Origin of the sequence: Paenibacillus donghaensis, from assembly GCF_002192415.1 — a bacterium.
Lineage (GTDB): Bacteria > Bacillota > Bacilli > Paenibacillales > Paenibacillaceae > Paenibacillus_AQ > Paenibacillus_AQ donghaensis.
The window spans coordinates 241,325-254,148 of the sequence record NZ_CP021780.1; the positions used below are offsets into that span (position 1 = coordinate 241,325).

At 46.9% G+C, this 12,824-nt stretch carries 10 protein-coding genes and 1 pseudogene; 10 read left to right on the top strand and 1 reads right to left on the bottom strand.

Going from position 1 to position 12,824, the window contains the following annotated elements; translation table 11 throughout:
• Positions 1 to 7: 7 nt before the first annotated feature.
• The 10 genes and pseudogenes from B9T62_RS00840 (at position 8) to B9T62_RS00885 (ending at position 11,554) form a co-directional block, all read left to right on the top strand.
• Positions 8 to 3,631, top strand: a complete 3,624-nt coding sequence (locus B9T62_RS00840) for a type I polyketide synthase (RefSeq protein WP_169834305.1) — start codon at positions 8 to 10, stop codon at positions 3,629 to 3,631.
• A gap of 39 nt (positions 3,632 to 3,670) precedes the next feature.
• On the top strand, positions 3,671 to 5,095 hold the full coding sequence (locus tag B9T62_RS00845) for an MATE family efflux transporter (protein WP_087913541.1): 1,425 nt from the start codon (positions 3,671 to 3,673) through the stop codon (positions 5,093 to 5,095).
• A gap of 26 nt (positions 5,096 to 5,121) precedes the next feature.
• Entirely contained in the window at positions 5,122 to 5,370 is a 249-nt protein-coding gene (locus tag B9T62_RS00850; protein WP_087913542.1) for an acyl carrier protein, read from the top strand.
• Positions 5,348 to 6,586: a beta-ketoacyl synthase N-terminal-like domain-containing protein gene (locus B9T62_RS00855; RefSeq protein ID WP_087913543.1), complete on the top strand. Its 1,239-nt coding sequence runs from the start codon at positions 5,348 to 5,350 to the stop codon at positions 6,584 to 6,586. The genes B9T62_RS00850 and B9T62_RS00855 overlap by 23 nt, the downstream gene beginning before the upstream one ends.
• 18 nt (positions 6,587 to 6,604) lie before the next feature.
• Positions 6,605 to 7,864, top strand: coding sequence for a hydroxymethylglutaryl-CoA synthase family protein (locus B9T62_RS00860; protein ID WP_087913544.1), 1,260 nt, complete (start codon positions 6,605 to 6,607; stop codon positions 7,862 to 7,864).
• Entirely contained in the window at positions 7,861 to 8,625 is a 765-nt protein-coding gene (locus tag B9T62_RS00865) for an enoyl-CoA hydratase/isomerase (protein ID WP_087913545.1), read from the top strand. Before B9T62_RS00860 ends, B9T62_RS00865 begins: the two co-directional genes overlap by 4 nt.
• A gap of 37 nt (positions 8,626 to 8,662) precedes the next feature.
• Complete coding sequence (locus tag B9T62_RS00870) at positions 8,663 to 9,421, top strand: polyketide synthase (protein ID WP_087913546.1); 759 nt, start codon at positions 8,663 to 8,665, stop codon at positions 9,419 to 9,421.
• Positions 9,422 to 9,479: 58 nt separating this feature from the next.
• Positions 9,480 to 10,121, top strand: a pseudogene (locus tag B9T62_RS00875) (MBL fold metallo-hydrolase).
• A gap of 38 nt (positions 10,122 to 10,159) precedes the next feature.
• Positions 10,160 to 11,134 carry an acyltransferase domain-containing protein gene (locus B9T62_RS00880; protein WP_087913547.1) on the top strand — a complete coding sequence of 325 codons (975 nt, stop codon included), beginning with the start codon at positions 10,160 to 10,162 and terminating at the stop codon, positions 11,132 to 11,134.
• A gap of 30 nt (positions 11,135 to 11,164) precedes the next feature.
• The gene (locus B9T62_RS00885; RefSeq protein WP_087913548.1) at positions 11,165 to 11,554 is read left to right on the top strand and encodes an STAS/SEC14 domain-containing protein; all 390 of its coding nucleotides are present in this window, start codon (positions 11,165 to 11,167) and stop codon (positions 11,552 to 11,554) included.
• Between the two features lie 390 nt (positions 11,555 to 11,944).
• On the opposite strand, the gene B9T62_RS00890 is transcribed toward B9T62_RS00885, so the two are convergent.
• Positions 11,945 to 12,697, bottom strand: a complete 753-nt coding sequence (locus B9T62_RS00890; protein ID WP_087913549.1) for a hypothetical protein — start codon at positions 12,695 to 12,697, stop codon at positions 11,945 to 11,947.
• Between the last annotated feature and the right edge of the window lie 127 nt (positions 12,698 to 12,824).

Below are 12,824 nucleotides of genomic sequence, written 5' to 3' on the forward strand. Positions count from 1 at the left end.
CATGACAATGAGTAATGAGTTGGATATTGCCATTATCGGAATGTCGTGTAAGTTCCCGCAAGCTGACACAACAGAGCAATTCTGGGGAAATCTTGCGAGCGGAAAGGAGACGGTTGTTTTCTTTTCCGATGAGGAATTGGCCGATAAAGGGGTTCCTCAAGCGCTGCTGTCTCATCCGGACTATATCAAAGCAGCGTCAGTACTGGATCATCCTGAGCATTTCGATGCGGAGTTTTTTGGATATAATCCGAGTGAAGCCACCAGCATGGACCCCCAGCATCGCATTTTTCTGGAGAATTGCTGGCAGACGTTTGAAGATGCAGGATATGATCCCAGCGCTTTTGCCGGTGATATCGGAGTTTTTGCCGGCCTCGCCATGAACACGTATTTATCCGACGTTCTGATCCGAAACAGTGACTTTATGCAGCATGTCAGCCCGGAGCAATTGATGATCGGCAACGATAAAGATTATCTGACCACGATGGTTTCATACAAACTGGGTCTCAAAGGTCCAAGCCTCAATGTTAATACAGCTTGTTCGACCTCCCTGGTGGCCATCCATTTGGCCAGACAAAGCCTGCTGCTGGGCGAATGCGATATGGCACTTGCCGGAGGTGTCTCGATTGTGCTTCCGAATAGCAAGGGGTATATGTACAAAAAAGATGGTATCCAATCCGCCGATGGCCATTGCCGCGCGTTTGATGCCAAAGCAAAAGGAACTGTTTGGGGCGATGGCTGCGGGGTTGTGCTTCTCAAGCGGCTCGCTGATGCTCAGGCAGATGGAGATCACATTTATGCGGTTATAAAGGGTTCGGCAGTTACCAATGACGGCTCCAATAAGGTTGGCTATACAGCACCGGGCGTCGAGGGGCAAAGTAAAGCTATAGTGGAAGCGTTGGCTGTATCCGGCCAATCTCCTGAAGATATTCAATACGTAGAAATGCACGGTACAGGCACACAATTGGGCGATATGGTTGAGATGACGGCTATAACTCAGGCGTATCAGTCTTATACCGAGCAAACAGAATTTTGTGCGATTGGATCGGTTAAAACGAACATAGGCCACTTGAATGCGGCTGCCGGCATTGCAGGACTGATTAAGACAGTTCTCGCAATGAATCATCAGCAAATACCGCCGAGTATTAATTATGATGAGCCCAACCCGAAAATTGATTTTAAGAACAGCCCATTCTATGTCAATTCGCGCTTGTCCGACTGGAAAACCGGCTCTGAACCACGCCGGGCAGGGGTAAGCTCTATGGGCATCGGCGGGACCAATTGCCATATCATCATTGAAGAGGGGCCGGTAACCATGCCGTCAAAGGCAGCCAGCCCGGATGATGTTCATACGCTTATCCTGTCAGCCCGTTCGGCGGAGGCTTTGGAACAACGAATAGACCAGTTGGCAGACTACTTGGAGGCACATCCAACGTTGTCCCTTCAGGATGTAGCGTTCACCTTACAATGTGGCCGCCGGTCTTTTGCCTATCGGACGGCATTGCGCTGCTCTTCACTGAATGAAGCCGTGCACACGCTGAGAAACCGGACATTGCATCCGTTATTTAATGCTCATTCTCCCAGAGAGACGGTCGGAGATCAGCTCTTTTTGTGGCTATCCGGCCAAGAGAATGACTGGCAGGACATCTGGGCGGGACAGACTGCGCATCGTATACCATTGCCGGCGTATCCATTCCAACGAAAACGGTTTTGGGTAGAGCCCGATCCTGAGACGGCTTCATCAGAGCACACAGCTTCTGAACATTATTATAAAAAACTGGATGATATGGCGGATTGGTTCTATTTGCCGTCCTGGAAAGAAACATCATTACCCTTCACGGCTCACAACAGCGAAGCGAAAGTCTATTGGGTATTTGCCGATAATCTGCAGATCGGAACAGGCCTTACACGGCAGCTAAAAGCAGAAGGTCATACCGTAATTGTGATCGAGCCTGGCGATAGCTATGCTTGCTTAAATTCCAATTTATTTGTCCTGAGTCCCGGTGATCAGGAGGGTTACAGACAAATGATCCGGACCCTCCAGGCAGGGAATCTGCTGCCGGACCGCATACTGTTTATGTGGAGCTTGGCGTGTGAGGAACCAGAAGCAGGGGAAATGAACCTGGAAGCATTAATCAAGACCCAGAACAACGGATTATTCAGTATTCTTTATCTGACACAGGCGTTTGCTGATTTAAGTGTGAAGAAGCCATGTGAATTTATTGCGCTAACCAACAATGTATTCAATGTAACCGGCAATGAGCAAATCCATATTCAGGCAAGCACCATTCCAGGTCTGTGTACCGTTATGCAGCAGGAATATGATCATATGCGTTGCAGGGTCATTGATCTGCTGCTTACAGCACATGGCGAAGTGTCAATCGAGGCGATTGTACATTGGATAATGAGGGAACTGTACAGCGATTCGAGCGAGTTCGTCTGTGCCTACAGATATTCCAAACGCTTCATTCGAGGTTTTGAACCTGTACGTATTGAAGCGAATGCTCCTCACCAGCGCCCTGTCCGGCAGGAAGGGACATATCTGGTTTTTGGCGGCTTGGAGGCTGTTGGTTATTCGGTATCCGAGTATATTGCCAAGAATAAGGGCGCTACGCTCCTGATGATGGAAGAAGAGGGATTTCCTAAGCAGGAGGAATGGGAGCAGTGGGTCGAGCGTAATGGAGAAGAAGATGCAATCAGCATCAAGATCCAAAATGCACTGAAGCTCCTGGATCATGGGGCAGTTTATATAGGGACAATTGCAGACCTGGAAAAAGACGAACGGTATATCGGAGCTCAGGAGCAGCGGTATGGCCAGATCCGGGGGATCGTCCATGCATCCGGATCTTCCGGCGTTAAGCGAAGAGAATCAATGCGAACATTTACCCCGGACATGTGGCAGGGTCATTTTAAAGCTGTAAATTACAGTCTGATGATTCTGGACAGGGCATTTGCTGACCGGGATTTGGACTTCCGGTTCATTATCAGCGGGCTGGTGTCTGTATTAGGCGGGTATGGATCGATCAGTATTGCAACTGTATCCAATCATGTGAAAGCCTTTGTGGCTAAGCAAAGCCGGACAGCCGGGCAATCGTGGGTCGTGCAATGCTGGGATGCTTCAGAAACGGTATGGGGTAGAGTAAAACAATACATGCCGGTAACCATGTATGATCGGATTGAGGATGTGGCACTAACCGATGAGCAGGGCATTCAGTGTCTGGAAAGAACTTTCGCTGTAAGGGATGTCCTTGAACTGGAGATTTCGGCGACCAATCTGATTAACCGGTATAATCGCTGGGTCAGATTGAAGGACAGAAAGACATTGGAAGAGAACAAAGATGAAAGTGTGCGGCACTCTCGTCCTAACCTGCCGACAGCCTACGTGGCTGCCAGCCAGCCGATAGAACAATTACTGGAGCGCGTTTTCAGCAGTCTGCTTGGTATGGACCAAGTTGGTATGAATGATGACTTTTTTGAGCTCGGAGGACATTCCTTATTGGGGGTCCAACTGGTATCCAAGCTACAGGATTTGTATCAGATAGAGATTGATTTGCCTATTATTTATAGCTATCCGACCATTTCCAAATTGTCCGCTTACTTGGAGTCAACAGGAAAAGCAATGGTTACCGCTTAATTCATCTACTAATGATCCCGGTTTGGAAAGGAGATTGATATGGAGAATAATATTGAGATTTCATCTTCAGAGTCTAAAGCGCTTACACAGGAAAAAAATAATGACGCAGAGGGGATGCTAAGCGGGCCTATTACCCGCACCACCATTAAATTGAGCATTCCTATTTTTATTGCCCAAATATTAATTTTTGCCTATGTCATGATTGATACTTTGTTTATATCAATGATTGATAAAAACTCCTCGGCGCTGTTGGCCGGAACAGGTCTGGTATATCCGATTTACATGGTTATCTTCAACATCTCAACGAGTTTATTTGTCGGATTAAGCTCCGTTGCTTCACGGGGAATCGGTCAAAAAAATAATGATGTAATTAAAAAAATCGCGGATTCCGCCCTCGTGCTCTCTTTAATTCTAGGAGTCGTTACACTCGTTGCGGGTATTCTGTTTGGCGAACAAATTCTTCAATTGCTGGCAGGCAGCCAAATAACACCGGAAGCGCTGCAGTATGGAGTTGATTTCTTCTATTACATGCTGCCTTGTATGGTGCTGCTGCTATTCTTCAATGCTTTCGGCGGCATTCTTCAAGGGGAAGGAAAAGCAAACCAGGTTGGATTGGCAATGATGTCTTCTCCTATATTAAACGCGATTTTAAATCCGATTTTTATCTTTGGCTTAAACATGGGTGTAAAAGGCTCCGGGCTCGCCAGCTCGATTGCTACTGCAGTACCTATTGTTTATTTTGTAGCTGTACTGCTAGGCAAGAAGGTGAAGTTGCGGCTTACGCTAAATCCTGCTAACAGCAGCAAGAAGCTTATCATGGAAATATTACGGATTGGCGTACCTGCCTCCATCGGTTTGCTTCTAATTAATACCTCTACGATGATCTTGAATAATGTTGTGGGATCAATCAGTGAAACGGCGATGAATGCCTGGATATTAGTAAGCCGGACAGATCAGCTGTTTTTGATTCCTGCAACAGCGATTGCTATGGCTACCATACCAATGATTGGTCAAAACTTTGGCAGCGGCGATCATCGGAGAGCGCGGGCTATTTATAATGCAAATCTGCGGTTATGTCTCGGAGTTTGTTTGGTATTAACGGTCTTCTACATTATATTTGCTCCGCAGGTAATGAGCTGGTTCACGAACATTCAGGAAGTTATTGATGACAGTGTCCGGCAGGTGAGACTCTTGGCAATTACGTCAGCAGGGGTAGCCGGAATTACAGTCATTGGATCAGCCTTTCAAGGCACAGGCAGACCGGCTCCGAATTTGATTAATGATATCGTTCGGATGGTTATTATGTCCACGCCGCTGTGGATGCACCTTTTCCATATTTCGGTAACCGACATGACACCTGTGTATATCAGCTTAGCGGTAGGGAATCTTTTGCCTTTTGTCATTGCCTTAGTATGGGGCAGATATCATTTTAATCATCTGCAAAGTAACACGAAATCATTATAAGTCTATCTGTCTGAGGAGGAACGTTAATGAGTACGAATGAGTTATTTCAGATCATTACTGGCCATATCCGGGAGGTGCTCCCCGAACTAAGTGATTATCCTATACAGCCTGAGGACCGCATGGCTGATTTGGGTGCAAATTCGATAGACCGTGCTGAAATCATTATGATGACGATGGACACCTTGTCTTTGCAGATCCCGCGTATAGAGCTGTTTGGTGTCAATAACATTGGAGAATTAGCCGAGGTGTTACATGCCAAATTGCAAGCCAACTGATTTGTATATAACCGGTCTTGGTGTCACTTCGTCTATTGGACAAGGAGTTGGCAGCTTTTCGGCTGCCATGTTCGCAGGTAGACAGAAGTTCACAGTAATGCAGCGGCCTGGCCGTCAGCATGGCAATGCCTTTATTGGTGCTGAAATTACGGAGTTATCTTCACCGGAGCGTGTGCCTGCCAAGATATGGAGATCTTCCTCTTTGTCTGGACAGGTAGCTATGGTGACTTTGGAGGAGGCCTGGCAAGATGCTAATCTTGATCAGGCTGATCCAAAGCGCATTGGTCTGGTTATCGGCGGGTCTAATTTACAGCAAAGAGATTTGGTCCAACTGTATGAACGCTATCGTGATAAAGTCTCTTTTGTCCCGCCCTCTTACGGTGTTTCTTTTTTAGACAGTGATTTATGCGGATTGTGCACTCAGCAGTTTGGCATTCAAGGTTTTGCTTATACCGTCGGAGGTGCATCAGCCAGCGGTCAAGTGGCCGTCATTCAGGCGATTCAGGCTGTACAGTCCGGTCAGGTTGATACGTGCATTGCAATGGGTGCAATGCTTGACATTTCCTATTGGGAATGTCAAGCCCTGCAGTCTCTGGGGGCAATGGGTACAGAGCGCTATGCGCACGATCCCGCTAAAGCCTGCCGGCCTTTTGATCAGGGCAGAGACGGCTTCATTTATGGGGAAAACTGCGGTGTTCTTGTCATTGAGCGGGCTGAAACCGCAGCGCTTCGGCAGGCAGCCCGGTATGCCAAGATATCAGGGTGGGCTATGGGCATGGATGCCAACCGAAATCCGAATCCTTCTTATGAAGGAGAAGTTCGTGTGATTAAGGAGGCACTTAAGCACGCAGGACTGTCGGCAAAAGATATCGATTATATCAATCCCCATGGCACAGGATCGCCGGCAGGGGATGATGTGGAACTGCGGGCTTTGCGGGACTGCGGGCTCTCACATGCTTCTATAAACGCGACCAAGTCCTTGATTGGGCACGGATTAAGCGCGGCAGGTACGATAGAGCTCATTGCTACGGTTCTTCAGATGAGAGCTTCGCGTATGCATCCGACCCTGAATCTGATTGAGCCGATCGATCCCTCGTTGAACTGGGTTAGGGAGAAAGAGGCCAGCCGCCTGATTAACCATGCTATCAGCTTAAGTATGGGATTCGGTGGTATGAATACCGCAGTTTGTTTGCAGAAAATCGAATCCGCCGAATAATAAAGGAGAATGAATACCATGGCAGTAGGCATTGAGGCAATGAATATTTTTGGTGGAACAGCTTATCTGGATGTGATGCAGTTAGCCAAGTACCGTGAGTTGGATACAAGCCGGTTTGAAAATTTATTAATGAAGGAAAAAGCGGTGGCGCTTCCGTATGAGGACCCGGTTACATTTGGCGTTAACGCCGCCAAGCCTCTGATCGATTCCTTATCGCCGAGTGATAAGAACCGCATTGAACTGCTGATTACCTGTACGGAATCGGGTATCGATTTGAGTAAATCGATGAGCTCATATATTCACCATTATTTGGGTCTGAGCCGTCATTGCCGGATGTTTGAATTGAAAAACGCATGTTATTCCGGGACAGCCGGATTACAGACAGCAATTCAGTTTATTCTGTCGCAGACATCGCCGGGTGCCAAAGCGCTTGTTATTGCGACTGATATTTCGCGCTTCATGGCAGCGGAGCGAGGCGGCGCTTTGTCGATGGGCGGAGCTTATGCCGAACCGAGCTCGGGTGCGGGGGCTGTCGCCCTGCTGGTCAGTGAACAGCCGCATGTATTTCAGGTCGATGTAGGTGCCAATGGGTACTACGGCTACGAGGTTTGCGATACCTGCCGTCCGGTTCCGGATAGTGAGGTTGGTGATGCTGACCTGTCTCTGTTGTCCTACTTGGATTGCTGTGAACAAGCGTATCTCGCATATAAGAACAAGGTTGAAGGGGCTGATTACCGGAACACCTTTCAATACCTTGCTTTCCATACTCCGTTCGGCGGAATGGTAAAAGGGGCACACCGCACGATGATGCGTAAAATGGCCAAGGCCGCTCCTCCCGAGATTGAAGCAGATTATGCGCAAAGGGTTGTTCCGGGATTGGTCTATTGTCAGCGCGTCGGAAATGTAATGGGAGCTACCTCGCTGTTGTCCTTGGCAAGTACAATCGATAACGGACTGTTTGACCGACCTAAACGGATCGGGTGCTTTTCATACGGCTCAGGCTGTTGCTCCGAGTTTTACAGCGGTGTCGTGACGGCACAGGGGCAGGAGCGTCAGCGTGCGTTTGCGATTCAGCGTCACTTGGATGAACGATATTCGTTGTCTATGGATGAATATGAGACGCTGCTGACCGGCAGCAGCGCTGTCAAATTTGGTACGCGGAACGTCGAATTGGACGTTAACCTGATCCCGGGCGCAGTTACATCGCAAAGAGGGAAAAGCCGTTTGGTACTGGAGCGTATTCACGAATTTCACCGGGAATACCGGTGGATTTCATGAGTTACCGCACTGTTCAGGTCAGATTTCAGGGTCCTGTCTGCTTTATTCAGCTTCATCGTCCGGAGGCGGGCAATACGATAAATGGTCTTTTGGTGAAGGAGTGCCGTCAGGTGCTTGACACATGCGGGCCGGACACCAAAATCATTGTCTGGGAGGGGCTGCCGGAGGTATTTTGCGGCGGTGCGGATTTTCAGGAGATTCATGCAGAGGCGGTGTCAGGCCAGAGCGGTGATAATAACCCGGAGCTTCTATATGATCTGTGGCTAAGAATGGCTGAAGAACCTGTAATCAACGTTGCTCATGTAAGGGGAAAGGCCAATGCCGGAGGCATTGGTTTTGTTGCAGCCTGTGACATTGTTATAGCAGATGCGTCAGCTCAATTTGGCCTGTCCGAGTTGTTGTTTGGATTGTTTCCGGCCTGTGTTCTGCCTTTTCTCATCCGGCGCATCGGCTTTCAGAAAGCGCATTATTTAACTTTAATGACGCATCCGATTACAGTGGACCAGGCTCAGGCGTGGGGATTGGTCGATGCCTGCGAACCGGAAAGCGGGCCTTTACTGCGCAAGCATTTGCTTCGTTTACAATGCATATCCAAACAAGGCATTTTGCGATATAAACGGTACGCCTCAGAAATGGATGGATCGCTTCATACTGCCAGAGCCGGAGCCATAGCTGCCAATAAGGAAGTATTCGCCGATTCCCGAAACCGGGAGGCAATTTTTCGCTATATCGAAACCGGGACTTTTCCCTGGGAAGAATAATCTCTAATTTCACTGCTTTAACATTGGGAGGGGCAACATGACAGAAGCTGTCGTACAGGTTACGGAAATTGAGCCGGGCATTGTCCAGGTCACGATGCAGGACCGGTTTCATAAAAATACATTTTCCAACGCACTGCTGCAGGGATTAATTGAAGCTTTCCAGAGGATTGAAGCCAGTGATCAGTATAAGGTTGTAATTTTAACGGGCTATGATCATTATTTTGCCTCCGGCGGTACCAAAGAGGTGCTTTTATCTATTCAGGAAGGTAAATCTAAATTTACGGATGGCGGCGACACGAATGTCTACAGCCTGGCGTTAGATTGCCCAATTCCTGTCATTTCAGCAATGCAAGGCCACGGGATCGGCGGCGGCTTCGTAATGGGGCTATTTGCAGATTTTGTGATATTAAGCCGGGAAAGCATCTACACAACTAACTTTATGAAATACGGATTCACACCCGGTATGGGGGCAACGTACATCCTTCCTAAAAAGCTCGGCATTAGTTTAGCAGAGGAGTTTCTGATTCGGGCTGGTAATTACCGGGGGGCGGAACTGGAAAAGAGGGGGATTCCGTTTCCGGTGCTTCCCCGTGACCAAGTGATGGAACACGCCTATGCGCTTGCCCGGGAAATTAATGAGAAGCCGAGGATTTCATTGATCACGCTAAAAAAACACCTGGTGGCTTCCATGCAAAGAGAGCTGCCTGATGTAATTGAACAAGAAGTGGCAATGCATGAGATGACTTTTCATCAGCAAGAGGTGAAGGAACGGATTCATGCACTGTTCGGTCAATAAATGGGAGAGAGGACATAAGAAACAGAATGGATACTCGCTATTTGGTCATCAACTGAGAATGACCTCTGATCAATTCATAAACTACTGTTATGTGATAGAGGATACCTTCACACAGACGGCTTTGATTATCGATCCTTCGTGGAACCTGGACAAAGTAGTTGATCTGCTGCAAGACCGGCACCTGGAATTGACTGCAATTGCCCTGACGCATGCGCACGATGATCATGTGAACCTTGTAGCTCCGCTGATTGAACGTTATCATCCTGCGGTTTATATGTCCCGTACTGAGATTGAGTTTTTTGCTTATACTTGTGAGAAGCTTTATCCGGTCAATGATTTAGATGGAATTCTGTTTGGTGACACCTAAGTGCTCTGCTTGTGGACTCCGGGACATACGCCGGGAGGGATGTGCTTTCAGTTTCACGATCATCTTTTTACAGGGGATACCTTATTCAGTGAAGGCTGCGGGGTATGTGACCTCCCGGGAGGCTCACCAGAGCAGATGTTTGATAGCATTCAGCGGATCTCCAAAAGCTTGCCTGGTCATACACGCATTTATCCGGGGCATTCGTACGGGATTGAGCCGGGGAAAACGATTGAAGAAATAAAAAGATACAATATTTATCTTGGATTTAACCGGGAAGAATTTATTGAATTCAGAATGAAGAAAAAACAAAACAACCAGTTAAAATTCTGTTAATGGCTAATGGATTCGAGAAGAAGATGTGAGGTGGCTGGATGAGGAAACCGATTGTATTTATGTTTTCGGGTCAAGGCTCACAGTATTATCAGATGGGCAGAGAGCTGTTGCTCGAAGATCCGGCCTTTCGGCATTGGATGTTAACGTTAAATGAGGTATACAAAGAATTGAGCGGTGACTCTATCCTGCATCAGCTATATGGAAATGAACGGAAAAAAAGTGAGGCCTTTGATCAATTAAAGCTTACACATCCTGCTGTTTTTATGGTAGAATTTGCAATGGCTAGGACATTGATGGAACGCGGGATTGTCCCGGATTATGTGCTGGGGGCAAGTCTTGGAGAGTTTACGGCTTGTGCGGTAGCAGGGGTCCTTAGCTATGAGGATGCCCTGGCTTGTATCGTGAAGCAGGCGGAAATCGTGGAGTCTACGTGTCGTGAGGGTGGGATGTTAGCGATTCTTCAGTCCAAGGACTTGTACGAACAGGAGCCGATTCTGTATCAAAAAAGTGAACTGGCTGCGATCAATGCGTCATCCCATTTTGTTGTATCGGGTTTAGCGGATCCTTTGGTGGAGATTGAAAGCTATCTGAAGGCCCATGAGGGCTTATATCAACGCCTTTCTGTACGTTTTGCCTTTCATTCTTCCTTTATTGTTCCTGCTGAGAAGGCCTTCACTGCGTTTTTAAAAACACTAACGGTTCATCGCCATCCTCAAATAAATCTGGTTTCTTGTCTGACTGGAGGCCCAGTCCATGAAGTGGAAGCCGGTTTTTTCTGGGAGGTTGCCCGTGAAAAAATTAATTTCCCGAAAGCGCTGGACTACTTATCCCAAGCATGCGGCGGCGGATTTACCTTGATGGATTTAGGGCCTTCGGGAACGCTGGCTAATTTCGCCAAATCCAACCCAGCAACAGCTCGGCAAGCGGATATTATTACTTTAATGAGCCCCTATCAACATGCCTTTAAGCAATTGCGCAAGTCGATAGACATGGTTTTAGCGGCTCATGTGTAAACCAAATTATTTTAACGGAGGGATATTCGGATGATCGTCAAATCTCCCGGGGGTTCCATTTTCCCTTATCACTACAAGGGTGGAGAAATACATTGTTTAAAATATGGCAGCTTCCATTCAAATAGCGAATCCTTGTTCAGCCTGATGAAAGCAGAGGAGGCTTTTATTCTGGGACAGCCTAGGCGTCTGGCTATATGGGTGGATTTTTATGAAACACAGCTTACAAGAGAGGTTATGCTTGAATTTGCAGCGAATCTGACCAGACTGCAGTCTCATATCAGGAAGCTGGCGATTGTCGGAAATTATGGCAACATACACCGGCTCCATAGGTATTTGCGCAAGCAGGACCCCCTATTTATGATGCCGATACAATATTACGGCGACCCGGAGGAGGCCAAGACGTGGCTGGTTACGGGGTAATCTAATGTGTTTCTTGAAAAGAAAGAAAGGATACCTGATTAATATATTGCAAATATAATAAGAGCTCTCGCCATTGAAGAGAGCCGGAAAATCCACTTTAGCAATATATGAGCTCTCTAGTTCTAAAGAGTTCATATATTAGTGCACTCGAAAAGAGCGGATTTTAGACGATCGCAACCATTTAAAAAATAGTGATTATTCAATCTATATAGATTGAATTTAAAAATATATAAGGGAAGAGTGGCCGCAGAGGGGAATTTTGGAACTGAAGGAACGTTGGCGTCTGCCTTTGTCTGCGGATTTCAACCGCTATCAGCGGTTAAAATCAAGAAATCTGCAGAAGGGCAGCGGAAGTAAAAGGACTTCACCGATTCTTTCATCAAATAAGGACTATATTAATCGTGTTTTTCCAACATCAGATAAACCCACTGAACGTACTGAAGAGCCTGGATGTCTAAGAATATTGCGAAGTTCTTCTATTCCCTTTGTCACTGAAAGAGCACCTGATTTTGGGCTTGTTGTTTTGTACAAACGAATACTGCCATCTGTAATGTATGCTTCCTCAATCCCACCTGGGCAGTTTGCCCAATTGCCGTAAGATTTCCATCCTTGTATTGGACGACCTATCTTATGGCGAACCCACAATATAAGTGCAGGATGAGAACGAACCCATCCGGCAATTCGCTCGCGATCATAGAAATCAACTTTAAGTTGTGATGCAGTTAAGCAATCACAAACAGCAGTTTGCATGGCAGCTTTGCGGTTCTTTAAAGTGGAGTCTGCTGTAGAGCCTTGGCTACTAACAATGATATATGCTCCATTATTATCTGCTAAGTCTCTAATAACCTGTCGAAGTTTATTATTAGGACGCATTTCATTAATGATAGCGGCTTTTGGCATATCAGGTTTTTTAACCTGAAATCCTGTAATAGATCTAGGCAGGAAGGAGTCACTTTGTAATTCTGAACTTATGTCTACACGGACATCCATACCACCGTCACTGGCATTTTGATGTCCTCCCCATGTAACACCTGCTGTTGGAAGTCCCAGGCTACGTAGTTCAGCTTCACAAAGTAGCCCGACAAGTGATCTAAGGTCTGTATCATTAAGTTCTGAAATATCGTTGCCTGTTATGTCCAGCATAAAGGACCTCCGGTTGTTATTTCCAAGCTTATTTAACTGATTTTAAAGAACATTAATACGCTGATTATATTCGTGGTGGGGTCTTGGTTAAGGGGGATTTTCATTAGAAAAATTTAAAAGTTCCTCC

What these genes read in the sequence shown, in the direction of transcription:
- B9T62_RS00840 (WP_169834305.1), top strand. Translation starts at nt 8, where the DNA reads ATGAGTAATGAGTTGGATATTGCCATTATCGGAATGTCGTGTAAGTTC.
- B9T62_RS00845 (WP_087913541.1), top strand. Translation starts at nt 3,671, where the DNA reads ATGGAGAATAATATTGAGATTTCATCTTCAGAGTCTAAAGCGCTTACA.
- B9T62_RS00850 (WP_087913542.1), top strand. Translation starts at nt 5,122, where the DNA reads ATGAGTACGAATGAGTTATTTCAGATCATTACTGGCCATATCCGGGAG.
- B9T62_RS00855 (WP_087913543.1), top strand. Translation starts at nt 5,348, where the DNA reads ATGCCAAATTGCAAGCCAACTGATTTGTATATAACCGGTCTTGGTGTC.
- B9T62_RS00860 (WP_087913544.1), top strand. Translation starts at nt 6,605, where the DNA reads ATGGCAGTAGGCATTGAGGCAATGAATATTTTTGGTGGAACAGCTTAT.
- B9T62_RS00865 (WP_087913545.1), top strand. Translation starts at nt 7,861, where the DNA reads ATGAGTTACCGCACTGTTCAGGTCAGATTTCAGGGTCCTGTCTGCTTT.
- B9T62_RS00870 (WP_087913546.1), top strand. Translation starts at nt 8,663, where the DNA reads ATGACAGAAGCTGTCGTACAGGTTACGGAAATTGAGCCGGGCATTGTC.
- B9T62_RS00880 (WP_087913547.1), top strand. Translation starts at nt 10,160, where the DNA reads ATGAGGAAACCGATTGTATTTATGTTTTCGGGTCAAGGCTCACAGTAT.
- B9T62_RS00885 (WP_087913548.1), top strand. Translation starts at nt 11,165, where the DNA reads ATGATCGTCAAATCTCCCGGGGGTTCCATTTTCCCTTATCACTACAAG.
- B9T62_RS00890 (WP_087913549.1), bottom strand. Translation starts at nt 12,697, where the DNA reads ATGCTGGACATAACAGGCAACGATATTTCAGAACTTAATGATACAGAC.